This is a genomic window from Rhodoplanes sp., from assembly GCF_013377085.1.
GTDB lineage: Bacteria > Pseudomonadota > Alphaproteobacteria > Rhizobiales > Xanthobacteraceae > Rhodoplanes.
In genome coordinates this window covers 23,447-45,794 of the sequence record NZ_JACAAX010000035.1, presented here as the reverse complement: position 1 = coordinate 45,794, position 22,348 = coordinate 23,447, and the positions used below count along the sequence as shown (strand labels likewise).

Here is a 22,348-nt window from a genome sequence, read left to right as displayed (position 1 = left end):
GGCGCCGTCGTCGCCCGAAATTCTGTCGACAAACCTGCCGGCCTCTACTAGCGTCCGCCCGTCCTACTTTAGTCTTACGCCAGATTTGTCGACAAATCGCTCGCCCGGACCGGGTCGCACGCTGCGGCCCGGAAGGATGTGTGCTGTGCATATGTCCACATTCGTGCTGCAGACGCTCGGAGAGACGGGAATGACTGTGACGAAGGCGCTCGGACCTCTCGCTCCTGGAGCCGCCACCCGCGACAGAGGACGTCGCGGCGCCGATCGACCCACTGCGGCCGGGCCGCCCTAGCGCCGGCAAGGACGCACCGAGTCCTCCCGTGACTCCTCCCCCTCGAGCCGCACCGCACACGATCCCCACCCTTGCCGATCCGCACCCGCGCCCGTGGCGCGCGGTCGGCGATCCGTCCTTCCGACCATCAGGAGTTCATCATGACGAGCACCACATTGGGCGTGGCCGGCTTCGCAATGATCATCCTGTTCATGTACCTGATCATGTCGAAGCGCATGACAGCCATGAACGCGCTGATCCTGATTCCGATCGTGTTCGCGCTCTGCCTCGGCTTCTACGACGCCGGGCTCGGCAAGATGATGTTCGACGGCGTCAGGCGGGTGGCGCCGACCGGCATCATGATCTTCTTCGCCATCCTGTTCTTCGGCGTGATGATCGACGCCGGCCTGTTCGATCCGATCATCAAGCGGATCCTCGAGTCGGTGCGCGGCGATCCGGTGCGGGTGTGCGTCGGCACGGCCGTGCTGGCCGCCGTCATCTCGCTCGACGGCGACGGCTCGACCACCTACCTGGTGACCTGCTCGGCGATGCTGGCCGTGCACCGGCGGGTCGGCCTGAGGCCGATCATTCTGCCGGCCATCGCGGTGCTTGAAAACAGCGTGATGAACATCATCCCCTGGGGCGGACCGACCGGGCGCGTGCTCGCCTCGCTGAACGTCGAGTCGTCGCAGGTCTTCGTTCCGATGATCCCGGGCATGGTGCTCGGCACGCTGTTCGTCTGCTACATGGGCTATCGCTGGGGCCTTCAGGAGCGGGCGCGGCTCGGCGTCCTCGACATCAAGCACGAGGGCGCCGCCGTCGCGGCCGACGACGACCCGGAGGCCGCCAAGCTGAAGCGTCCGGAGCGGTTCTGGTTCAATGCGGCGCTCGTCGTTCTGCTGATGGTCTGCCTGATCGGCGAGGTCCTGCCGCTGGCGATCCTGTTCATCATCGGCACGGCGCTCGCGCTGATGATCAACTACAAGAACAAGGATCAGCAGGCGCGCATCGCCGCCAACGGCGCCAACGCCACGCCGGTGGTCACCATGGTGTTCGCGGCCGGCATCTTCATGGGCATTCTCGCCGACACCAAGATGGTCGACGCGATGGCCAAGATGATCCTGGCCGGCGTGCCGGAGTCGATGGGCCCGCACCTCGCCCTCATCACGGCGCTGATCAGCCTGCCCGGCACCTTCTTCATGACCAACGACGCGTTCTATTTCGGCGTCCTGCCCGTGCTGGTGAAGGCGGCCGCCGCCTACGGCATCGACGCCGCCGAGATGGGGCGCGCCGCCCTGATCGGGCAGGGCGCCCATCTGCTCAGCCCGCTGGTGCCGTCGACCTATCTGCTGGTCGGCCTCAACAAGGTCGAGTTCGGCGACCTGCAGAAGTTCGCGCTGCTGCCGGCGATCGGCGTCTCGCTGATCTGGCTGGCGACCGCGGTCGCTCTCGGCAACATCCGTCTGTGAGGTCGACAGCCCCGCTGCGATCGCCTAACCCATGCCGGCCGGTCCCGCGTGTCTCTCCGCGCCGGACCGGGCCGCGTGCTCGACTCGCGAGACAGTAAGGAAAGCAGGACGTTCGTCATGAGACGCCACACCGTTCGGGTTCACCCCTCCGCCGCGCGGCTGCCGCGCGAGCAGCAGCTCGCTTGGCACATCGCGAGCTTCGCGGCGCATTGCGGGCCGCTCGACGCAGACGTGACCGACATGATCGCGTGCCGGATCGTCGACAATGCCAGCGTCGCGCTGGCGGCGATCAATCGCGCGCCGGTGGCGGCGGCCCGCGCCATGGCGCTGGCGCATCCGCGCCAAGGCGGCGCGACCCTGTATGGGCTCGCTGCCGCGATCCGCGTCGATGCCGAATGGGCGGCCTGGGCCAACGCGACGGCAGTGCGCGAGCTCGACTTCCACGACACCTTCCTGGCGGCCGATTACGCGCATCCGGGCGATGCCATCGCGCCGCTGGTCGCGGTGGCGCAGCAGATGGGGTGCGACGGCGCCGCGCTCGCCCGCGGCATCGCGGTCTCCTACGAGGTCCAGGTCGCGCTGGTGAAGGCGATCTCGCTGCACCAGTACAAGAAGGACCACGTCGCCCATCTCTGCCCGGCGACCACGGCCGGCATCGGTGCGCTGCTCGGCCTGCCGGCGCCGGTGATCTACCAGGCCGTGAACCAGGCCGTGCATCTGTCGTTCTCGACGCGGCAGTCGCGCAAGGGCGAGATCAGCTCGTGGAAGGCCTATGTGCCGGGCTTCTCGGGCAAGCTCGCCATCGAGTGCATCGACCGCGCCATGCGGGGCGAGGGCGCGCCGTCGCCGATCTACGAGGGTGAGGAGTCGGTGATCGCCTGGATGCTGGGCGGTCCGGACAGCCGCTACGACGTCTGGCTCCCCGCCGACGGAGAGAGCCCGCGCGGCATCCTCGAGACCTACACCAAGGCGCATTCGGCCGAGTACCAGGCGCAGGCGCTGATCGATCTCGCCAGCGACCTCGCCGGACAGATCGGCGACTTCTCCCGCGTCGAGGACATCCTGCTCGAGACCAGCCATCACACCCATCACGTCATCGGGACGGGCGCCAACGATCCACAGAAGAGCGATCCGGACGCCAGCCGCGAGACGCTCGATCACTCGATCATGTACATCCTCGCGGTGGCGCTCGAGGACCGCGGCTGGCACCACGAGAGCTCCTACACGCCGGAGCGCGCCCACCGTCCGTCGACCGTGGCGTTGTGGCACAAGATCAGGACCGTCGAGGACAAGGCGTGGACGGCGCGCTACCACGAGGCCGATCCGGCCAAGCGCGCCTTCGGCGGCAAGCTCACCATCACGCTCGACGACGGTCGTGTCGTGTCGGGCGAGCGGGCGGTCGCCGACGCGCATCCGAACGGCGCCCATCCGTGGACCTGGCCCGACTATGTCGGCAAGTTCGAGACGCTGACCCGCGAGATGCTCGGCGCGGCCGAGCGGCAGGCGTTCCTCGACGCCGCGAGAGGATTCGCCGGCCGTCCTGCCGGCGCGCTCGACGGCCTCGTGCCGGCGCTGCCGGCCGGCACCGTCACGCCGTCCCGGCCGACCGGGGCGGGCATCTTCGATCGCGGTCTGGGGTGATCGGTCGATCAGTCTGCTCGGAGCAGGACTCGCCGTCATGACCTCGCCGCACCGATCCGCCGCCGCCGTCGCTCTCGGCACCGTTGCCGCGCCGCCGGACGGTGAGGACGAGCGGTCGCTCTCCGAGTCGCTGTTCGCGCGGCTGAGCGAGGCGATCGTCCAGGGCGAGTTTCCGCCCGGCAGCAAGCTGAGCGAGCCGCGGCTGGCGGCCCGCTTCGGGGTCAGCCGCGGACCGCTGCGCGAGGCGATCCGGCAGCTCGAGGAGCGCAAGCTCGTCACCCGCTCGCCTCGCCAGGGCGTGCGGGTGATCGTCCCGTCGCGCACCTTCGCGATCGAGCTCTTCCGCATTCGCGAGGTGCTCGAAGGGCTGGCGGCCCGTGAGGCGGCCCTGCGGGCGACGCCGGCCGACATCGCGGCGCTGCGCGCCGTGCTGAAGATGCAGCGCCGCGCCCTCGCCGATCCCGACACCAGCCTGCGCTGGCAGGCGGCGGCCAACACCGACTATCACGTCCTGATCGCCCGGATCGCCCAGAACGAGACGCTGTTCGGCCTTCTGTGCAACGAGTTCTACACGCTGTTCCGGCTCTACCGCCGGCAGCACCGGGTGGTGCCGGGCCGCGCCCGCCAGGCCCTCGCGGAGCACGAGCGCGTCGTCGATGCGATCGCCGAACGCGACGGCGAGCTGGCCGAGATCCTGATGCGCCGCCACATCGCCTCCGCCCGCGCGGCGCTGGAGCGCAGCCTGCAAGGCGGCGAGCGCGGGGGCACGGAGGCCGCCGCGCAAGCGTAGGGCGGCACAAGGTGGCTCACGCGGCCGGGTGGACTATCGGGGCGACCGAAGGCCAAAATGAAGAATGGTGCCCAGGGGCGGAATCGAACCACCGACACCGTGATTTTCAGTCACGTGCTCTACCAACTGAGCTACCTGGGCGTGCCCGCAGAAGCGCGATGCCCAGGGGCATCGGCGAGCGGGGGCGGTTATAGAGGCGTTCCGGACGGTTGTCCAGAAGCCGTCACGGCCCCGTCACCGCCCCGGCTCGGCCCAGCCGACGGACCGGCGCTCCGGGCCGCGAAGCCGCTGCAAAGCCGGACTAAATGGCCGATGCGGAAGGACTTTCCGGTGGTGTCCCGGCGGGCCGCGGGGCCGCACCGGTTCGCCGGCGGTTCGCCGGGCCGCCGGTCTTTTTCGAGCAAGGTGTGGACGCGGCCGGGCTGGAGCGCGGCGGCGCGGGCGCGTATGAGGGCGTCAGCCTGTCGAACGGAGACCCGCATGACTGCTGCGCGCGAAGAGCTCGTCTACAAGATCTGCCCGGCGGCGCTGTGGCGCGAGGCGGAGCGGGCCGGCACCTTCACGGGCGCCCCCGTCGACCTCGCCGACGGCTTCATCCATTTCTCCACCGCCGCGCAGGTCGCCGAGACGGCCGCGAAGCACTTTTTCGGCCAGCGCGACCTGCTGCTCGTCGCGGTGGTGGCCGCTGCGCTCGGCGACGCGCTGCGCTTCGAGCCATCGCGCGGCGGCGCGCTGTTCCCGCATCTCTATGCACCGCTGCCGCTCGCCGCGGTGCGCTCCGTCGTGCCGCTCACCACGTCGCCGGACGGCACCGTGCAGAGCCCCGACCTCGTCGACCGGCTCTGAACCTCCGGGCGCTCCGCCGCGACAAAGGGCAGGGACTATTCAGCGTTCTCATTGCCGCGGCGCTCGCGTCGCATCGACGGTCGGCGCCTGCCGCCGCGGCGATTCCGGAGGGGACCTTCCGATGCCTGACATTGCACGCCGGCACCTCGTCGCCGGCACGCTGCTCTTCGCGGCGGCCGGCCCGGCCTTCGCCCAGAGCGCCCTCGACCCCCAGACCCGCCTCCTTGCGCAAGCCCCGCGGAGCAATACCGCCATGACCATGCTGTTCAAGATCGTCTCGGCTCGCGACGAGATCGTCATCGGCCTTTCCGAGGCCGAGCTCGATGCGCTCGGCGGCCGCGACGCCGGCGCGGTCGCCCGCGCCCTCAAGACCCGCGGCGAGCTCACCGCCTGGCAATACGCCGTGCGCAAGTCGGCAACCGGCGAGCTGGAGCAGGCCCCGCGCCAGAAGGTCGGACTGCTCGCCCACGAGTCGATCCGGGTCGAGCCCTATCCGACCCCGCTGGCGGTGCTGTCGCACGACTAGGTCGGCCGGTCCGGCCGCCCGGTTCGGGTGAGCGGGTCGGTCCGCCGAGTGCCCCCCGCGGTTGCGCGCCCCGAGGCTGCGCGCCGCCGGCGGGCCGACCCCTCACCCGAGCAGCGCGCGGTTGTTCCGCGGGCAGGCCGGAGCGGCGCCGCCGGTCCACGGCATGCCGCAAATCGCGCTATGATGGCCGACCGCGGGTCGCCGGCGGCGCCGGCCGTGCCCGAGACGACGAGGACCTCATGGACGCAACCGTGCAGCACAATGCCGACTTCTCCGAGGAGGAGCGCGACGCCGTCTATCGCTGCATCGCCACCCGCCGCGACGTGCGCGGCCAGTTCCTGCCCGATCCGATCCCGGACGAGGTTTTGGCGCGGCTGCTCGCCGCCGCCCACCAGGCGCCCTCGGTCGGCTTCATGCAGCCCTGGGACTTCATCGTGGTGCGCGATCCCGAGGCCAAGCGCCGCGTCCACGCGGCCTTCTCGGACGCGCACACCGAGGCGGCCGGGATGTTCGACGACGGCCGCGCCGCGACCTATCGGCGACTCAAGCTCGAAGGCGTCCTGGAGGCGCCGATCGGCCTGTGCGTGACCTGCGACCGCGATCGCACCGGCCCGGTCGTCATCGGCCGCACCCACCAGCCGGAGATGGACCTCTACAGCGTCGTCTGCGCCGTGCAGACCCTGTGGCTGGCGGCGCGGGCCGAAAATCTCGGCGTCGGCTGGGTCAGCATCGTGCGCTACGACGATCTGCGCGCCGCCCTCGGCATCCCGCCGCGGATCCAGCCGATCGCCTATTTGTGCATCGGGCGGGTGTCGCATTTCTTCGCCAAGCCCGAGCTGGAGACGGCCGGCTGGCTCCCCCGGCTGCCGCTGCGCGATCTCGTCTGGTTCGACGGCTGGCACCAGCGGACCGGGCGCGAGCCGCTGCTCACGGAGCTGGACTGAGGGTCGACGAGGGCGCACCTTGTTACCTCGGGTTGTGCCCGCTCGGGCGAACCGTCGCCGGGGGAGCGGGTTGTCATTGGGCGGATCGGCGCTCGCGGTCCGCCCGGAGGCGATCGGGCAGGGGCCCGGCGCCGGCGTCGACAGGAGGTGAGCCATGGGCCGTATCCAAGACGCGTTTCTCGCCGGACGGAACCAGCAGGATCAGGGTCAGGCGGCCCGTGTGGTCTCGGGGTTCGAGGCCGGCACCGAATGGGCCCGCACGGTGCTGCTGCCGGCGATCGAGAATGCCAATGCGGATCTCGCGCAGGCGCATGTGACGTTCCGGGTCGACACCAATCTCGACCCGCACTCGACCAACCACGCCCATGTGGACTTCTGGCTGGTGCCGCTCGGCGGCGAGCCGGCCGGCGGCGCCCCGCACGGCATTCGCCACTCGATCAATGTCCGCGACGGCCGCGACGTCTGGCTGTTCCGGCACGGCGAGTCGGGCGAAAACCTCGGCACCATCGACAGCGTCGGTCCGGCGCAGTGCGAAACCATGCTGGCCCGCGCCGCCGGCGAATACGGCAAGCTCGCGCTGCGCTGATCGGCGCTCGGCGAGTCGGCGTTCGGCAAATCAGCGTTCGGCCAGTGCCAGCTTGGCGCCGAGCGCCACGAAGGCCGCCGCGAAGACGCGCCGAAGCCAGGTCATCACGGCGGGCCGCGACACCACATGGGTGCGCACCGCCGCCGCCGTGATGCCGTAGACGACGAACACGGCGAACGTCATCGCCATGAACACGGCGGAGAGTTCCAGCATGCGCAGGAGCGGTGCCGCCTCGCCGGCCTCGATGAACTGCGGCAGGAAGGCGACGAAGAACAGCGACAGCTTCGGGTTCAAAATATTGATCAGCACGCCCGTGGTGATCACCTCGCGGGCGGGCCTCGGATCGGCCTTCGTCTCGACCCGGAGCGCACCGTGCTCGCGCAGCGTCTGCCATGCCATCACCAGCAAGTAGGCGACACCGGCGAATTTCACGGCCTGGAACAGCAACGCGCTGGTGTGCAGCACCGCCGCGAGGCCGAGCACCGCGGCGACGAGGTGCGGCACGATGCCGAGCGTGCAGCCGAAGGCCGCCGCGACACTGGCTCGTCGCCCGCGCGAAAGGCCCGCCGCCAGCGTGTAGAGCACGCCGGTGCCGGGCGAGGCGACCACGACCAGCGAGGTGAGCAGGAATTCTGGCGTGAGATGCATGGTGGCTCCCTGACCGGATCGACGCCGACGGACCGCATGAGCGCGGTCTTACCGCTGGCATCGTGCGGCGGCCACCCGAAAAGCGGGGGTTCGGCAAAGACGCGGTTCGGCGAGTTCGCCTCGCCGGTGCGTCTTTCAAGACGGGCGGAACGCCGCCGCACGGGCGTTTGGTCATACGCGCTCCGGCCGATCAGTTCGGCTGCTGCCCCCCACCCCCGACCCCTCCCCGCCACGAGCTTCGCTCGCGGGGGGAGGGGAGACGAAAGCGCTGCGGCTCCCCTCCCCCCGCGAAGCGGTGGGGAGGGGTCGGGGGTGGGGGGCGGCCCCGGGCGCTGACGTCAGTTGTCGTGGATCGGAGCTGATCACCCGGATCCCAAATCACTCATCCTTGCTCTGCTCGACGTGGAATCGGTGCAGGACGCGGTGAAAGATCGGGGCGAGCACGAAGCTCGAGGCGATGACGATGATGAGCCCGGAGAAGATCGCGTAGGACCCGGCGAAGATCTTCCCCGCCGTCGTCTTGAGCTCGCCGATCGGCCCCATGCCGGACAGGATCATGGCGGCGTTCACATAGGCGTCCGTGAGCGACATGCCTTCGAAGCCCGCATAGCCGGCCATGCCGATCGCGAGGCCGAAGGCCGCGAGGGCGAACCACATGGCGACTGCGATGGCCATGCGCAACGCAAACTTGCGCTGCGTCGCGAGCGCGAGGCGGCGATGCTCGAGGGTCTGCAATCGCAACAAAGTGGCTCTCCCGATCGGTTCGCGCCTCGGTGGCATTGTCCTGGTGGCTTTGTCCGGGCGCGGCATCCTAGCGCAGCCGTGGGGGCTGGCCAGCGTGCCGGCCCGACTGCGCCGCGCGCCGCTCGCTTGTCTGTCGGCGGTGCTGGGCGCTAAGACACGCGTCTGCGCGCGCCGGTCGGCGCCGTTCGTCACGCAACCCCCGCTTTGGATTGTCCATGATCGATCGTCGCAGCTTTGTTCTAGGCGCGGCCGGCGCCAGCCTCGTCGGGCCCGTCATGGCCGCGACCGACGCGCCGTATCCGGGCCGGCCCGTCACCGTGGTCGTGCCCTATCCGCCGGGCGGCTCGGTCGACCTGGTGGCCCGTGCCATCGGCGAGCCGATGGGGCGCGCATTCGGGCAACCGGTCGTGGTGGAGAACCGCGGCGGCAGCGGCGGCTCGGTCGCGGCGCAGTCGGTGGCGATCGCCGATCCGGACGGCTACCGCTTGGTGCTCGGCACCCAGCAGACGCATGGCACCAACGAGTCGCTCTATCCCACGCTCGGCTACCGCGCGGTCGAGAGCTTCGCGCCGATCTGCGAGGTCTGCACGGTGCCGCATGCTTTGGTGGTCAAGAAGACGCTGCCGGTGTCGAGCGCGACCGAGCTGGTCGCACTTCTGAAGCGAGAGCCAGGGAAGCTCAACTACGGGTCGACCGGCAACGGCTCGTCCTCGCATCTCGCCTGCGAGCTGTTCAAGCTGAAGGCCGGCGTCGAGGCGCAGCACGTGCCCTATCGGGGCGGCGGACCGCTCGCCCAGGACCTGATGGCCGGCGTGGTCGATTTCGGCTTCATCGCGGTGGCCAATATCCGTGGCCCGCTCGAGGGCGGGATGGTGCGGGCGCTCGCCATCGCGTCGTCGAAGCGCGTCGCCCTCATGCCCGACATTCCGACGCTGGCCGAGGCCGGCGTGCCCGACGTCGATGCCGATGCCTGGTTCGCCTATTTCGCCCCGGCCAGGACGCCGCCGGACCGCATCGCGCTGCTGGCCAAGACCATCGAGGCGGCGCTCGGTGCCGATTTGGTGCGCGAGACCTTCGATCGCAATGCCGTGGTGGCGCGTTTCCGTCCGACCGCGGAGATGCCGGACTTCGTCGCCGCCGAGGTGCGCAAATGGGCCGAGGTGGTGCGCGTGTCCAACGCCAAGCCGGATTGATCCGGCGCGCCGATCGCAGAGTCGTCCGCCGACTGGAGCTTCAGGACGGGCTGGTCGCCGCCTCGGTGCGCAGATGCTCGGCTCGACGCTGTTCCGCCTGCCGCCGGTCCGCCGGGACGGCGGGCATCACCTCGGGCGGCTCGATGAACAGCCGCAGGCCGGCCCGCACCGCGAAGGCGGCGCCCGCCAGCAATCCGATCAGGCCGAACACCAGCAGGCCGACCGTCAGGCTGGTGATCACGAAGCCGAGCACCCGTTCGTCGAGGTAGAGCAGCACGCCGATCCCCACCGCCACCACGGCGGAGACGATCGCGCGCACCAGATTCGCCAACATCACTGAACTCGTGGGTAGAGGCCGTCGGTACGGCCGATATCCTGCGCACGGCCCGGGGGAGTGCGGCCGTTCTCGCGCCCTTCGGTTAAGCCCATCGCGCCAGGACCGCAAGCCCCTCTCCCGCTCGGTCGGTATTCTGTCCCGCATCGTGGGCAAGCGTTGCTCGAAAGGCGACCATTTGTCAGGGATCCATTTACCGTTGCAGGTTAGAACCAGCTATCTGCCCCGGACCGAAGGCTTCCTTCAGTGCGCCACATCTCCTTCGCCAAGCTGCTTCTCATCGCCAGCGTCGTCCCCGTCCTGGTGCTGACTCTGTTCGCCGGACGGCTCACGTACGAGCAGTGGCTGAAATACGACGCGCTCTCCGACGCCACCCGCATGCTGCGGCTGGCCGTCTCGGTGACCCGCTACGTCTCGTTCGCTTTCCCGGCCGAGGGTATGGCGGAGCGCAACTGGCTGCTGGGCAGCGCCGAAAAGGCCGCCCTCGATGCCCAGCGTCGGGAGACCGACCAGGCCTACAAGGCGTTGCAGGATACCGTCGCAGTGGTCGCTCCACAGGACGTCGCCATTCGCGACTATCTCCGCTCGATCGACGAGCAGCTTGGCCGCCAGGTCGCGCATCGGTCCCGCATGGATTCCAAGTCGGCGGCCATTTCTGACATTCCGGCCTTCCGGGCGCCGCTCGCAGGCCTCGGCATCGAGCTGGTCGGCCGCACGGCGGTGGCGACCGCGGAGGACGGGCTGTCGCGTCGCATCCTCGGCCTCTACGCCTTGCTGAAATACAACAGTGCCAGCCTCGTCCTGCGCAACAATGGTGAACGCGCCCTGCGGGAAGGCAGCCTGCCGCCGCCGGCGTTCCTGATGCTGGCGGAGGCCAACACCCACCAGGCGAGCTACGGCAGGCTGCTCGAGGAGTATGCGCTGCCCGAGGTGGTCGCCCAGTTCCGGGCCGTCGGCACCACCCACGGCAAGCGGTATGCCGAGCTGCAGGCGATCGCGCTGAAGAACGCCGGCGAGAAGGCGCCCGAGGCCGATCTCGCGGCCTGGGGCTCCGTCAACCAGGCCCTGCTGCCGACCCTCGCCAAGCTGATCACGGCGAGCGTCGACGGCACCATCGCCGAGGCCGAGCGCCGGCTTTCGACCGCCTGGTGGAATATTCTCCTCTATTTCGGCCTGACCTCGATCGCCATCGTGGCCGTGCTGGTGATGAGCCGGATCGTGCTGCGCACCATCCGGGATCTGCTCGGCGAGCTGTCGCACACCATGGGCGAGATGCGGGCCGGCCAGTATGACATCAAGGTGCCGAGCGTCGAGCGCCAGGACGAGATCGGCGTGATGGCCCGCTCGATCGAGGTGTTCCGGCAGTCGGCGATCGAGCGAAAGGCCGCCGACGAGCGCGCGCTCGCCGACCAGACCGACCGCCAGCGGCGGGTCGATGGTCTGATCGCGGTGTTCCGCTCCAGCATCGGTGAGGTGCTCACCGCGGTCGGCGCCAGCCTGAAGAAGCTCGAGAGCACGGCGACGTCCCTCGACACGGTCGCGGCCGACGCCAGCAAGCAGGCCGGCGCCGCCGCCCAGGCCTCCGAGCAGGCGGCCGACAACGTGCAGAGCGTCGCCTCCGCGGCCGACGAGCTCGGCTCGTCGGTGGCCGAGATCGGCCGCCAGATCGGCCAGGCCAACGCGGTGGTCGGCGAGGCGACGACGCTCGCCGGCCGCAGCAACGAGCAGGTCGGCACGCTCGCCCAGGCGGCGCAGCGGATCGGCAATGTGGTCGGCCTGATCAAGGCGATCGCCGAGCAGACCAACCTTTTGGCGCTCAACGCCACCATCGAGGCGGCACGCGCCGGCGAGGCCGGCAAGGGCTTCGCCGTGGTCGCCTCCGAGGTGAAGACGCTGGCGAGCCAGACCGGCAAGGCGACCGAGGAGATCGCCTCGCAGGTCGCCGGGATCCAGTCGTCGACCTCGGACGCCGTCGATGCGATCGGCCGCATCACCACGACCATGGACGACATCAGCCGCTTCACCGCGACCATCGCGGCCACCATCGAGGAGCAGTCGGCGGCCACCCACGAGATTTCGCGCAGCGTCGCCCAGGCGGCGGACGGGGCCAGCCGGCTCGCCGGCAACATCGCGACCGTGCGGGGGGCGATCGGCGAGGCGAGCCGTTCGGCCACCGACGTTCTGGGCGCGACCGGCGAGCTCGCCGGGGCGGCCCGTCATCTGCAGACGGCGGTCGACGAGTTCCTCGCCAAGGTGGCGTGATCGGCACGCCCTCGTCCGGCCGCCGCGGCGTTCACGGCAGCCGGCCGAGCAGCATCCACCACAGCACGTCGAGCGGCCACAGCACCAGGATGGTGAGCAGCGCCAGCATCAGGCAATAGCGGATCGCCTCGCGGGCCGGCAGCGCGCCGATCTGCACCGCGACGGCGAGCGGCGGCGCCTGGTAGGGCAGGAAGATGGTCGAGAAGCCGAGCACCTGGCTCATGGTCACGGTGGCGACCGGCAGCCCGGTGGCAGTCGCCAGCACGGGCGCGATCGGGGTGAGGATCGCCGGCGTGCCGACCGCGGTGACCAGCGGGCCGAGCCCGGCCGCGATCGCCGCCAGCCCGACATAGCTCGCCACGGCGTTGCCGGCGAGCGGCGCGATCACGGCCGTCAGGATCTCGCCGAGCCTGGTGCCGAGCCCCGTATAGCCGACCACGGCGCCGAGCCCGACCACGCCGGCCACGTAGACGATCGGCTCGAACGCGACGCTCCTCATCGGATTCGGCGGCAGCAGGCCGCTGCCGGGCCACAGGCACACCACCGCGGCCGCCATGCCGACCCAGGTGGCCGAGACGCCGTGCAGGCTATCGGAGAGCCACAGGCCGATGGTGACGGCGAGCACCACGGCGAGGCGCTTCTCGACGGCGGTCATCGGCGGTGGCGACGGCGCGTCCGGGGCCGGGATTCGGGCCACGTCGCGAAAGCCGATCGCCAGCAAGCCGATCAGCAGCATCAGCTTGGCGAAGCCGAGCACCGGGAAATGCAGCAGCAGGTATTCCGAGAAGGTCGGCACGCCGATTCCGGTGGCTTCCAGCAGGCCGGCCAGCACGTTGTTCGGCACATTGGCCGGCAGGATCGCCATGGCGGGGAAAAACGTTCCGAAAAGCCCCGCGATCATCACGCCGGCGCGGCCGCGACTGCCCTTGGCGAGGCCGGCCCGTTGGGCGAAGGCGCCGAGCAGCGGCGCCAGCAGGAAGATGCGGCCCATGCCCGACGGCATCACGAAGGCGAGCGCCGCCCCGAACACCGCCACCCGGGCGATCACGGCCGGGAACGGGCCGTTGGCGATCGCCGCGAGCTTGGCGCCGAGCCTATCGGCGAGCCCGGTATGGCCGAGCGATGCCCCGATCACCGAGCCGGAGAACACCAGCCAGGTGGCCGGGCCGGTGAAGCCGGACAGGTAGACGGAGGCCGGCGCGACCAGGCCGATCGCGCACACGACGAAGAACACGAAGGCGGCGAGGTATTCGGGGACCGCGCGGGTCGCCCACATCAGCACGGTCGCCACCACGACCAGGAACGGCAGGACGAGGCCATGGCCGCCGGTGGCATGCTGCACGGCGGCCGTGATCGCCAGCCCGGCGACGACCACGGCCGTGACCAGGGTCTTCCAGGTGCCGCCCATCAGGGAACGGTCCGGATGCCGGAGACCGGCAGCAGACGAGGCCGGGCGAAACCTCGGGGTGGGCAGGGGCGCACGGGTCGACCTCCGACGGGGCGGACCCATGCATGTGACAGGCCAGGACGCCTTCGACCACTGCGAAGTTCGAAGTCCCTGCCCGCGGCCGACCGTCTTGTCACGGATCCGCCCTTGTGGTCCCGGCGGCCCGCCCGCTCAGGCGGCCCGGACGGTGGCGAGGAACTTCTCCACCTCGGCGCGCAAGCGGTTGCTCTCGCCGGCGAGCTGGCCGGCCGCGCTCAGGACCTCGCCCGAGGCTGCGCCGGTTTCCTCGGCGCCGCGGCTCACCTCGGTGATGTTCTCGGCCACCTGCGTGGTGCCGGCGGCGGCCTGCTGGATGTTGCGCGAGATCTCGGACGTCGCCGCGCCCTGCTCCTCGACGGCCGCCGCGATCGCCGAGGCGATCTCGGCGATCTGGCCGATGGTGCCGCTGATCTCCTTGATGGCCGCGACCGACTCCTGGGTCGCCGCCTGCATGCCGGAGATCTGGGCGCCGATCTCGCCGGTCGCCTTGCCGGTCTGAGCGGCCAGCGCCTTCACCTCGTTGGCCACCACGGCGAAGCCGCGGCCGGCCTCGCCGGCGCGCGCCGCCTCGATGGTGGCGTTGAGCGCCAGCAGGTTGGTCTGCTCGGCGATCGCCGTGATCAGCTTGACCACGTCGCCGATCTTGTTGGCCGCCACCGACAGCGCGCCGACGCGCGCATCGGTCTTGGCCGCCTGGCTCACCGCCGCGTCGGCGATGCGGCTCGACGCCTGCACCTGGCGGCCGATCTCGTGAACGGACGACGTCATCTCGTTGGTCGCCGCCGCGACGGCCTGCACGTTGGTCGAGGCCTCTCCCGACGCGGCGCTGACGGTCGCCGACATCTGCTGGGTGAGGTCGGCCGTGCGGGTCAGCGTGGTCGCGGTCGCTTCGAGCTCTGTCGCCGCCGAGGACACGGTGTTGATGATGCCGCCGACGGCCTGCTCGAAGGTGTCGGCGAGCCGCACCATGTCGGCCTTGCGCTGCGCCGCGGCGCGCACCTCGGCCGCCTTCTGCTCGGCCTCCAGACGAACGCGTTCGGTCGCATTGGTCTTGAACACCGCGACGGCCTCGGCCATCTCGCCGACCTCGTCGTGCCGGCCGAGTCCGGGCACCTCGACATCGAGCTTGCCATGCGCGAGCGACTTCATGGTCGAGGTCATCCGCCGCAGCGGGCCGGTGATGCTGCGCGCCATCACGACGGAGGCGGCCAGCATGAGCAGCAGCACCAGCGCGGCGGCCATCAGCGAGCGTTTGGTCGCGGCCCAGGTCTGAGCGTCGAGGTCGTCGATATAGACGCCGCTTCCGACCACCATGTCCCAGGGGCGGTAGCTCTGCAGGAAGACCAGCTTCTCGGCGTTCGTACCGCTCGGCTTCTTGGTGACGTAAGTGACGTAGCCCTCGCCCTTCTGCTTGGCGAGGTCGATCATCTCGCGGACATAGAGTTTGCCGTTGGCGTCGCGCCCGTCGTCGCGCTTCTTGCCGACATTGTCGGGAGCGTTCGGATTGACCAGGGTGATGCCTTCGCCGTCGCGGACGAAGAAGTAGTCGTTGTTGCCGTAGCGGAGCGATCCGATCGTCTCGAGGGCCCGCTTGCGCGCTGCCTCGATCGACTGCTCGCCGCGCTGGGCGGCCGCGTGCTCGCGGGCGATGATCCCGACCACCAGCTCCGAGAGATGGCGCAGCTCGATCTCCTTCTGCTGCTTCAGGCTCGACGCGAGCTCGCGCGAATCGAGAAAGGTCGTCCCCAGAAGGCCGAGGAACCCGAGGACGATGACGGCGTAGATCTTGCGGCTCACGGTGAGGTCGAACCGAAGCTTCATGGCAACGCACTCCGACGGTTGGCCGTCGGCTCGCGCGCCTGCCGCCGGACGGGGAATCCGCGGTCCGCCCGTCCATCCCGCCGCAGGCCGGGCGCGGCCGGTGGGTGGTGCCCGATACCGTCCTCCGTTTTAGTTAATTTATCGAAACCGACCCGCGTCACCGGACCGGCAGCGCCGCGGCCTCATCGCTCCGAGTCGAGCATCGGCATCTGGGCCTGCGCGATGCCGCGCAGCGCCTCCACGAGGGCGAGATTCCGATCGAAAATGTCACCCTGGAAGCGCGGGCTGTGCGCCCGGAAATCGTCCGCCGACGATGCGTTCTGATTGCTCCAGTGGCCGCCGATCAGTCCGCGCGACAGGACGCCTTGGGCCATGACGCCGCTGCCGAGATCGCGCACCGTCGGCATGATTGCATCCTCGATGCCGCCCGGGATCAGCGAGTGCTCGATCTGCAGGCCGCTGATCGGATGCCCGGCGGCGGCCCGGCTGATCGTCTCGGCGCCGAGCTGTCCGCCCGATGGTCAGGAGCATGAGGGCTGGCGCCTTGTTCGATAACGCGGCAATGTCGGTGCGGGTTGTACGAGATTACGAACAGTGGTCATGGCCGTGGCGGATATCGACCTCACCGATCTCGACGCCTTCGCGGCGGTGGCCCGGCAGCGCAGCTTTCGCGGGGCGGCCGCGGTGCGCGGGGTGTCTGCCTCCAGCCTCAGCGAGGCGGTGCGGCGGCTGGAGGCGCGGCTCGGGGTGCGGCTCCTCAACCGCACCACCCGCAGCGTGACGCCGACCGAGGCCGGCGCCCGCCTGCTGGAGCGCCTCGGCCCGGCGCTCGGCGAGGTGGCGGCGGCGCTCGACGCCGTCAACAGCTTCCGCGACAGCCCGACCGGGACGCTCAAGCTGAACGTGCCGGTCATCGTGGCCCGGATGGTGCTGCCGCCGATCGCCTGCGCGTTTCTTGCCGCCCACCCGGGCATCACGCTCGAGGTGGTCGCCGAGGACGGCTTCATCGACGTGCTGGCGGCCGGCTTCGACGCCGGCGTGCGCTACGACGAGCGGCTGGAGCAGGACATGATCGCGGTGCCGATAGGACCGCGCCTGCAGCGCTACGCGACGGCCGCGTCGCCCGCGCATCTGGCCGCGCACGGCGTGCCGCGCCATCCCGAGGAGCTGCTGGCGCACCCCTGCATCCGCCATCGTTTCGCCAGCGGCATCGTCGCCTTGCCATGGGAGTTCGAGCGGAACGGCGAGGTCGTCCGGATCAGCCCGACGGGGCCGCTGGTCGCCACCATGCTCGAACTGGAGATCGCCGCTGCCGAGGCGGGCCTCGGTGTGATCTCGACCTTCGAGGAGGCGCTGGCGCCGTCGCTCGCGGCCGGCACGCTGGTGCCGGTGCTGACCGACTGGTGGCCGAGCTTCTCCGGCCCGTTCCTTTACTACGCCGGGCGCGCGCATCTGCCGGCGCCGCTGCGCGCCTTCGTGGATTTCCTGCGCGAGCGAGCGAAGGAGCGGTGACGCAGAGGCGAGGACGCTGCCGGTCTCGTCACCCCGGCGCGCAGGGGCCAGCCGCCATCGCTGCGCCGGTGACGCGCTCGGCGCCGCGGCCCGGTCGCGTATCGGCGCGCGGCGACCCCAGCCAGGCGTCGAGGAACTCGGCCAGCCAGGCCTGGACGGCGCCGTCATAGACGGGCCGGTCGGCGAAATGGGCGAGGCGGGGTTTTGCGCCCGGCAGCGCCAGCCGCTCGTGGCCACGGGTGGTCCAGCGGCACATCATCGCGTGGGTGACCTCGGGGTGGAATTGGATCCCGTAGGCCGCAGGCCCGTGCCGGAAGGCCTGAACCCGGAACATGTCGCCCTCGGCCAGCAGGCGCGAGCCTTCCGGCAGGTCGAAGCCTTCGCGGTGCCATTGATAGACGTGGTCCGGCCAATGCGGGCAGACGCGCCGTCCGTCGAGTGTCGCGCGCAACGGGTAGTAGCCGATCTCGGCCTGGCCCTCGGGATGCGCGCATACCGTCGCGCCGAGATGCCGGGCCAGCATCTGGGCGCCGAGGCAGATGCCGAGGAACGGCTTCTGCTCCGCCAGGGGCACGGCGAGCCAGTCGATCTCCGCCTTGATGAAATCGTCCGGATCGTTGGCGCTCATCGGGCCGCCGAACACGATCGCTCCGGCATGCTCGGCCAGCGTTTCCGGCAGCCGCTCGCCGAAGCGCGGCCGGCGCACGTCGAGCGGCACGCCGCGCGCCTGCAGGGCGTGGCCGATGCGCCCCGGCGTCGAGTGCTCCTGGTGCAGGACGATCAGGACGGGCTCGGGCATCGGGTCGTCGTGTCCTTCGGGTCCAGCGTCATGGGGTTGTCTCGATCGGCAAGGCTAGCCGTGTCGGGACCCGACATGCAAGCCGCAAGCCAAGCGGGGCAGCCAAAGGGTGGCGGCATGTTGCCCGGCGCCTCCGGGCAGGATCATGTTCCTCTGTGTGGTGCGCCGGGGGAACGGTTCGCGTCGGTCGTCAAAGGCCGCCGCGCGGGCCGAGACGGCGGATTTGGGTCGATGCGATCAGGCCGATCATGACGTTGCGGGGCATGAGCCGGGCGAGCAGCGGGACCAGACCGGCGAGCCGGCCCGGCACCACCATGCGGCGCCCCGCCATCAGGCCGTCGTAGCCGGCCTTGGCGGCGTCCTCGGCCGTGACGGTCAGAATGCTCTGCAGCCCCGTGACCGTGACGCCGGCGCGGGCCTGGAAGCCGGTCGGCACCGGGCCCGGGCACAGCACGGTGACACGCACGCCCTTCGGTCCGAGCTCGCGCCACAGCGCCTCGCTGAACGAGATCACATAGGCCTTGGTGGCGTAGTACACGGCCATGCCGGGGCCGGGCATGAATCCGGCGAGCGAGCCGACATTGAGGAGACCGCCCTGAAGCCGCACGAGATCGTCCGCGAAGGCGAGCGACAGCGCCGTCAGGGCCTTCACATTGAGGTCGATCATCGCGAGCTGCTCGTCGCGGTCGAGCGCCGCGGCGACGCCGAGCAGGCCGAAGCCGGCATTGTTGACGACGTATTTCGGCGCGAGGCCGCGTGCCGAGAGAACCTCGCGGATGCGGGACACGGCCTCAGGGGCGGCGAGGTCGAGCGCCAGAACGGTCGGGCGCGGCCAGCCGGCGGCGGCGATGTCGTCGGCCAGCGCGTTCAGCTCCGCCTCGCGGCGGGCAACCAGCATCACGGCGTGACCGTCGGCGGCGAACAGCCGGGCGAGCGCCGCGCCGATGCCGGACGACGCGCCGGTGACGATGGCGACGGGCGTCGCGGCGACCGTTGTGGCCGCGGCCGGCGACGGCTCGACGCTCACGCCGGATCGTCCAGCGGGTCGCGGCCCTCGGCCACCTCGCGCTTGAGCTCGATGCGCTCGCGGTTGGGAACGGCGAGCAGGTCGGCCACCCGCCACATCACATTGTCCTCGAACTCGGTGACGTCGCCGTCGGCGAACACCATCTCCCACATCATCGCCACGACCTTGCGCCGGCCGTCCTCGTCGAGCGAGCGCATCAGCAGGCTGGTGAATTGATAGAAGTCGACGGCATCGTTATCCGCCGCGACGGCGGCGTCGATCAACTCGTCGGTCGTCGCGTCGTCGAGGGCGAAGCGGGTCTTCAACAGCGTGTGCAGTTTCTCGCGCTCGACGTCCGAGAGGTTGGCGTCGAGGGTGGCGACATGCACCATCAGGGCGGCCGCGGCGAGCCGATAGTCGTTCGCCTCGAAGCGGGCCGGGTGCTTGCCGCCGCTCGTCAGCTCGGCGAGGAATACCTTGATGTCGTTGAACATGCGGTCGTGCTCCGGGGCCGGTGCCGTGGGGCGTTCGACCGCCTTCTAACCTGTTTTGCGGCAAAACGGCAGCCGAAGCGGCGGGACGATCGGTCGCGGGGGCCGTCGGTGCGTCGCCGGGCGGGTCTCTCGCTACCGGACGCCTTCACCCGAGCGGGCCGTCTCGGCGAGCAGCGCCAGATTGTTCTGAACGAACGGGTTGGCCGGGTCGAGGGCGCGGGCCTCCAGCAGGACCGTGCGGGCGCGACGCATGTCGCCGCGCAGCATGTAGGAGTAGCCGATATTGTTGAGCACCGCCGCGGTGCGGCCGACCAGCTTGACGAGCTGGCCATAGGCGCGGTCGGCGAGATCCCAGCGCTTCAGCCGATCATAGGAGGCGGCGAGGCAGAGCCAGGCGTCGGCGGAGCGCGGCGACGCCTCGACGGCTTTCCGGCATTGCTTCTCCGCCATCCCGTAATTGCCTTGCCGGAACTGCTCCTTGCCGACGCTGAGATCGTCGTTCGGCGCGCTCGGCGTCATGTTGTCCTGGATCAGCTTGGGGGCCGCGCCGGGCATCGAGCCGGTGACATCCGGGTCTGCCACCGCGACCGGCACGGAGCCTGTCGTGTCCGCCGACTTGGAGCCGGGCCAATCGGGCAGCTTCACGGTCGTGGTCTCGCAGGCCGAGAGCCACAGCAGCCCCGCCATGGTCACGAACGCGAAACGCTTGAACTCGACTCTCATGACAAGCTCGGGACCGAAGGCCCCTGCGGCGCAAAAGGAGGAACGATGCGCGGCACGGACGATGGATGGCCTGTCGCGAGCCTAGAAAGAGAGGGTTAAGATTTCACTTGCAATGCGGAATTCTTCGTCCACGCCGCGTCAACCGCGGCGCTGCGACCGGCGGCTCCGGGCGCCGTCAGCGGGGCGAGTCGGGCGCCACGACCACCTGGGCCCGGGTCTGCTCCTGGGCTTGTCCCGGCGCGTTGCAGAAGCGGGCGAGCGCGTCGATGTCGCCGGCCCCTTCAGACGAGGCGAGCCGCGCATAGAGCCGCGCGATGGCGTGATAGACCTCGCAGGCCGGCCGGTCGGTGTGGAGGAAGTCGGCGATCTCCTCCATCTCGGCGACGAACCGGTAGGCCTTCGGGAACATCGCCGGCACCTGGCGGGTGAGCCACTTGGCGAGATGCGGCTGGCTCTCGGCGAGCTCGGTGGCGAGGTCGGTGGCGCAGCCCGCGCGGGTCGCGCCGAGCATCATGGTGGCCCCGAGCGCCGTCAGACCCTTGGTGATGCCGGCATAGGACATCTTCAGGGCCGAGGCGGCGCCGACCGCGCCTTCCAGCAGGCGGATGTCGAGCCCGTGCTCGCGCAGCGCGGCGACCCGGCCGGCGGCGTCGCCCGACACGTAGAACACCGTCCGGCTCGACGGGGAGGGCGGTGGTCCGATGATGCCGCCGTCGACAAACGGGCATCTGGTGTCGGCGAGCGCGGCCGCGATGTGGCGCACCGTGTCGGGCGAGACCGCGTTGAAGTCCACATAGACGGGGCTGGTCGCGATGCGGGCGAGCTCCGGGCGGAGCCGCTTGGCGACCGCCACCGCCTCGCCGGGCGGCACCACCGAGAGCACCAGATCGGCCTCCGCCACCAACGCATGGTCGGTGTCGGCGATCTCCAGGCCGGCCGCGCGGGCCCGTGCGGCGCTTGCTGCACTGCGGCCGGCGAGCGACGTGATCACGCGGGCACCGCCCGCCGTCAGCCGCGCCCCGACGGCCGAGCCCATCTCACCCGGAGCGAGAATTGCGATTGTGGTCGGCATGATCAGAGTCCCGTGCTGCGCCGACTATTCCGTAAGCCCGTCGGCGGCGCCACTGCTTTCTTGCGGGTCGTCTCGGAGCCGGCCGCAGAGGTGGGCGGAGGTGGCGAGGCACCGTGCCCCGCGGCTTACGCTTAAGACCGCGCAAAGGCCGGCCGCGTCCGTACACGTTTCGTAAACGGTGTCCCTTCAGGCGTCCTTCAGCATACCGGCAGACCCCCCGGTTCGGTTCACGAATTCAATACCGTCGCGGTTCCTATAGTCGGTCAGGAGCCGCATGCCGCGGACTCCTGGCGGGGACAGGACCGGTGCGCAGCAGCACAGTCATCATGATCGCGGTGGCGGCGGTGTTCGGCCTGCTCGCCGTGTTCGCGACGCGTGCCTGGCTCAACAACCAGTCCGAGGCACGGCTGCGCAGCCTGGACGCGAACCGCGGCGCTCCGGTGGCGTCCCACACCGTCGTGGTCGCGGCGCGGCCGCTGCGCTTCGGCAACGAGCTCTCCCCGCAGGTGCTGCGTGAGGCGTCCTGGCCGGCCGACTCGCTGCCGCCTGGCGCCTTCGCCCGGATTTCCGACATGCTGTCCGACGGCAAGCGCGTGGTGCTCGCGGCGATCGAGCCGAACGAGCCGGTGCTCGCCATGAAGATCACGGGGGCGGGCCAGCGCGCCACCCTCTCGGCGCTGGTCGGGCCCGGCATGAAGGCCGTCACCATCCGGGTCAACGACGTCGACGGCGTCGGCGGCTTCGTGCTGCCGGGCGACCATGTCGACGTGGTGCTGACCCGGCAGATCGACAAGGACAACGCTTCGACCCAGGTGCTGCTGCAGGACATCCGCGTCCTCGCGGTCGATCAGGTCGCCGACGAGCGGTCCACCAATCCGACGATCCCGAAGGCGGTGACGCTCGAGGTCGACACCGCGGCGGGCCAGAAGCTGAGCCTCGCCTCGTCGATCGGCTCGCTCTCGCTGCTGCTGCGCAAGGCCGGCGAGATCGCCGGCACCAAGTCGTCGCGAGTCACCATCAAGGATCTCCTGACCGACCTCATGGGCGAGAAGCCGAAGAGCGACGTCACCACCGTCGTGGTCACCCGCGGCGGGCAGAAGCAGGACTATCGCGTGCCGCACGAGATGCAGGACGGAGCGTCCTACGCGATCGCCGAATAGACAAGGCGACGGTCCGGTGCC

At 70.3% G+C, this 22,348-nt stretch carries 22 protein-coding genes and 1 tRNA gene; 11 read left to right on the top strand and 12 right to left on the bottom strand.

The features are described 5' to 3' along the window. Positions 1–432 precede the first annotated feature (432 nt). The 3 genes from HXX10_RS21480 (at position 433) to HXX10_RS21470 (ending at position 4,171) form a co-directional block, all read left to right on the top strand. Positions 433–1,740: a citrate:proton symporter gene (locus HXX10_RS21480; protein WP_296525086.1), complete on the top strand. Its 1,308-nt coding sequence runs from the start codon at positions 433–435 to the stop codon at positions 1,738–1,740. Between the two features lie 117 nt (positions 1,741–1,857). Then, positions 1,858–3,381 carry an MmgE/PrpD family protein gene (locus tag HXX10_RS21475; RefSeq protein ID WP_296525085.1) on the top strand — a complete coding sequence of 508 codons (1,524 nt, stop codon included), beginning with the start codon at positions 1,858–1,860 and terminating at the stop codon, positions 3,379–3,381. Positions 3,382–3,418: 37 nt separating this feature from the next. Then, complete coding sequence (locus HXX10_RS21470; RefSeq protein ID WP_296525083.1) at positions 3,419–4,171, top strand: GntR family transcriptional regulator; 753 nt, start codon at positions 3,419–3,421, stop codon at positions 4,169–4,171. 65 nt (positions 4,172–4,236) lie between these two features. Here the strand turns inward: HXX10_RS21470 and HXX10_RS21465 are convergent. Then, a tRNA-Phe gene (locus tag HXX10_RS21465) sits at positions 4,237–4,312 on the bottom strand. A gap of 339 nt (positions 4,313–4,651) precedes the next feature. Between HXX10_RS21465 and HXX10_RS21460 the strand changes: the two genes are divergently transcribed. From HXX10_RS21460 to HXX10_RS21445, 4 genes are all read left to right on the top strand, one after another. After that, a complete protein-coding gene (locus tag HXX10_RS21460; protein ID WP_296525081.1) occupies positions 4,652–5,017 on the top strand; it encodes a DUF952 domain-containing protein in 366 nt (121 codons plus the stop codon). A gap of 121 nt (positions 5,018–5,138) precedes the next feature. Continuing rightward, complete coding sequence (locus HXX10_RS21455) at positions 5,139–5,543, top strand: hypothetical protein (protein WP_367142012.1); 405 nt, start codon at positions 5,139–5,141, stop codon at positions 5,541–5,543. Between the two features lie 239 nt (positions 5,544–5,782). Continuing rightward, a complete protein-coding gene (gene bluB, locus HXX10_RS21450; protein WP_296525079.1) occupies positions 5,783–6,487 on the top strand; it encodes a 5,6-dimethylbenzimidazole synthase in 705 nt (234 codons plus the stop codon). A gap of 154 nt (positions 6,488–6,641) precedes the next feature. Next, positions 6,642–7,073, top strand: a complete 432-nt coding sequence (locus HXX10_RS21445; protein WP_296525078.1) for a hypothetical protein — start codon at positions 6,642–6,644, stop codon at positions 7,071–7,073. A 30-nt stretch (positions 7,074–7,103) separates the two neighbouring features. Here the strand turns inward: HXX10_RS21445 and HXX10_RS21440 are convergent, their stop codons facing one another. Beyond that, entirely contained in the window at positions 7,104–7,721 is a 618-nt protein-coding gene (locus tag HXX10_RS21440) for a LysE family translocator (RefSeq protein WP_296525077.1), read from the bottom strand. Between the two features lie 378 nt (positions 7,722–8,099). Beyond that, entirely contained in the window at positions 8,100–8,462 is a 363-nt protein-coding gene (locus tag HXX10_RS21435; protein WP_296525075.1) for a hypothetical protein, read from the bottom strand. A gap of 218 nt (positions 8,463–8,680) precedes the next feature. On the opposite strand from HXX10_RS21435, the gene HXX10_RS21430 reads away from it, so the two are divergent. Continuing rightward, the gene (locus HXX10_RS21430) at positions 8,681–9,658 is read left to right on the top strand and encodes a tripartite tricarboxylate transporter substrate binding protein (protein WP_296525073.1); all 978 of its coding nucleotides are present in this window, start codon (positions 8,681–8,683) and stop codon (positions 9,656–9,658) included. Positions 9,659–9,698: 40 nt separating this feature from the next. Here HXX10_RS21430 and HXX10_RS21425 read toward each other — a convergent pair whose 3' ends face one another. After that, complete coding sequence (locus HXX10_RS21425) at positions 9,699–9,992, bottom strand: hypothetical protein (RefSeq protein WP_296525070.1); 294 nt, start codon at positions 9,990–9,992, stop codon at positions 9,699–9,701. A 246-nt stretch (positions 9,993–10,238) separates the two neighbouring features. On the opposite strand from HXX10_RS21425, the gene HXX10_RS21420 reads away from it, so the two are divergent. Next, complete coding sequence (locus tag HXX10_RS21420) at positions 10,239–12,254, top strand: methyl-accepting chemotaxis protein (protein WP_296525068.1); 2,016 nt, start codon at positions 10,239–10,241, stop codon at positions 12,252–12,254. A gap of 31 nt (positions 12,255–12,285) precedes the next feature. Here the strand turns inward: HXX10_RS21420 and HXX10_RS21415 are convergent, their stop codons facing one another. From HXX10_RS21415 to HXX10_RS29020, 3 genes are all read right to left on the bottom strand, one after another. Beyond that, positions 12,286–13,662, bottom strand: a complete 1,377-nt coding sequence (locus HXX10_RS21415; RefSeq protein WP_296525067.1) for an SLC13 family permease — start codon at positions 13,660–13,662, stop codon at positions 12,286–12,288. 210 nt (positions 13,663–13,872) lie between these two features. Continuing rightward, entirely contained in the window at positions 13,873–15,561 is a 1,689-nt protein-coding gene (locus HXX10_RS21410; RefSeq protein WP_296525064.1) for a methyl-accepting chemotaxis protein, read from the bottom strand. A 182-nt stretch (positions 15,562–15,743) separates the two neighbouring features. Further along, entirely contained in the window at positions 15,744–15,968 is a 225-nt protein-coding gene (locus HXX10_RS29020) for a hypothetical protein (protein ID WP_367142011.1), read from the bottom strand. A gap of 199 nt (positions 15,969–16,167) precedes the next feature. Between HXX10_RS29020 and HXX10_RS21400 the strand changes: the two genes are divergently transcribed. Continuing rightward, the gene (locus HXX10_RS21400) at positions 16,168–17,073 is read left to right on the top strand and encodes a LysR family transcriptional regulator (RefSeq protein WP_296525131.1); all 906 of its coding nucleotides are present in this window, start codon (positions 16,168–16,170) and stop codon (positions 17,071–17,073) included. A gap of 28 nt (positions 17,074–17,101) precedes the next feature. Here the strand turns inward: HXX10_RS21400 and HXX10_RS21395 are convergent, their stop codons facing one another. The 5 genes from HXX10_RS21395 to HXX10_RS21375 form a co-directional block, all read right to left on the bottom strand. Then, positions 17,102–17,872 carry a glutamine amidotransferase gene (locus tag HXX10_RS21395; protein ID WP_296525062.1) on the bottom strand — a complete coding sequence of 257 codons (771 nt, stop codon included), beginning with the start codon at positions 17,870–17,872 and terminating at the stop codon, positions 17,102–17,104. A gap of 190 nt (positions 17,873–18,062) precedes the next feature. Next, on the bottom strand, positions 18,063–18,899 hold the full coding sequence (locus HXX10_RS21390) for an SDR family oxidoreductase (RefSeq protein ID WP_296525060.1): 837 nt from the start codon (positions 18,897–18,899) through the stop codon (positions 18,063–18,065). After that, positions 18,896–19,372 (bottom strand): TerB family tellurite resistance protein, encoded by a 477-nt coding sequence (locus tag HXX10_RS21385; RefSeq protein WP_296525058.1) that lies wholly within the window; start codon positions 19,370–19,372, stop codon positions 18,896–18,898. The genes HXX10_RS21390 and HXX10_RS21385 overlap by 4 nt, the downstream gene beginning before the upstream one ends. A 132-nt stretch (positions 19,373–19,504) precedes the next feature. Beyond that, entirely contained in the window at positions 19,505–20,095 is a 591-nt protein-coding gene (locus HXX10_RS21380; RefSeq protein WP_296525056.1) for a tetratricopeptide repeat protein, read from the bottom strand. A gap of 175 nt (positions 20,096–20,270) precedes the next feature. Then, positions 20,271–21,167, bottom strand: a complete 897-nt coding sequence (locus HXX10_RS21375; RefSeq protein ID WP_296525055.1) for an NAD(P)-dependent oxidoreductase — start codon at positions 21,165–21,167, stop codon at positions 20,271–20,273. Positions 21,168–21,472: 305 nt separating this feature from the next. On the opposite strand from HXX10_RS21375, the gene cpaB reads away from it, so the two are divergent. Next, positions 21,473–22,327: a Flp pilus assembly protein CpaB gene (cpaB, locus tag HXX10_RS21370; RefSeq protein ID WP_296525054.1), complete on the top strand. Its 855-nt coding sequence runs from the start codon at positions 21,473–21,475 to the stop codon at positions 22,325–22,327. The last annotated feature ends 21 nt before the right edge of the window (positions 22,328–22,348 follow it).

Coding starts and splice junctions, on each gene's coding strand:
- HXX10_RS21480 (WP_296525086.1), top strand. CDS start 433: ATGACGAGCACCACATTGGGCGTGGCCGGCTTCGCAATGATCATCCTG.
- HXX10_RS21475 (WP_296525085.1), top strand. CDS start 1,858: ATGAGACGCCACACCGTTCGGGTTCACCCCTCCGCCGCGCGGCTGCCG.
- HXX10_RS21470 (WP_296525083.1), top strand. CDS start 3,419: ATGACCTCGCCGCACCGATCCGCCGCCGCCGTCGCTCTCGGCACCGTT.
- HXX10_RS21460 (WP_296525081.1), top strand. CDS start 4,652: ATGACTGCTGCGCGCGAAGAGCTCGTCTACAAGATCTGCCCGGCGGCG.
- HXX10_RS21455 (WP_367142012.1), top strand. CDS start 5,139: ATGCCTGACATTGCACGCCGGCACCTCGTCGCCGGCACGCTGCTCTTC.
- bluB (WP_296525079.1), top strand. CDS start 5,783: ATGGACGCAACCGTGCAGCACAATGCCGACTTCTCCGAGGAGGAGCGC.
- HXX10_RS21445 (WP_296525078.1), top strand. CDS start 6,642: ATGGGCCGTATCCAAGACGCGTTTCTCGCCGGACGGAACCAGCAGGAT.
- HXX10_RS21440 (WP_296525077.1), bottom strand. CDS start 7,721: ATGCATCTCACGCCAGAATTCCTGCTCACCTCGCTGGTCGTGGTCGCC.
- HXX10_RS21430 (WP_296525073.1), top strand. CDS start 8,681: ATGATCGATCGTCGCAGCTTTGTTCTAGGCGCGGCCGGCGCCAGCCTC.
- HXX10_RS21425 (WP_296525070.1), bottom strand. CDS start 9,992: ATGTTGGCGAATCTGGTGCGCGCGATCGTCTCCGCCGTGGTGGCGGTG.
- HXX10_RS21415 (WP_296525067.1), bottom strand. CDS start 13,662: ATGGGCGGCACCTGGAAGACCCTGGTCACGGCCGTGGTCGTCGCCGGG.
- HXX10_RS21410 (WP_296525064.1), bottom strand. CDS start 15,561: ATGAAGCTTCGGTTCGACCTCACCGTGAGCCGCAAGATCTACGCCGTC.
- HXX10_RS29020 (WP_367142011.1), bottom strand. CDS start 15,968: ATGCCGACGGTGCGCGATCTCGGCAGCGGCGTCATGGCCCAAGGCGTC.
- HXX10_RS21395 (WP_296525062.1), bottom strand. CDS start 17,872: ATGCCCGAGCCCGTCCTGATCGTCCTGCACCAGGAGCACTCGACGCCG.
- HXX10_RS21385 (WP_296525058.1), bottom strand. CDS start 19,372: ATGTTCAACGACATCAAGGTATTCCTCGCCGAGCTGACGAGCGGCGGC.
- HXX10_RS21380 (WP_296525056.1), bottom strand. CDS start 20,095: ATGAGAGTCGAGTTCAAGCGTTTCGCGTTCGTGACCATGGCGGGGCTG.
- HXX10_RS21375 (WP_296525055.1), bottom strand. CDS start 21,167: ATGCCGACCACAATCGCAATTCTCGCTCCGGGTGAGATGGGCTCGGCC.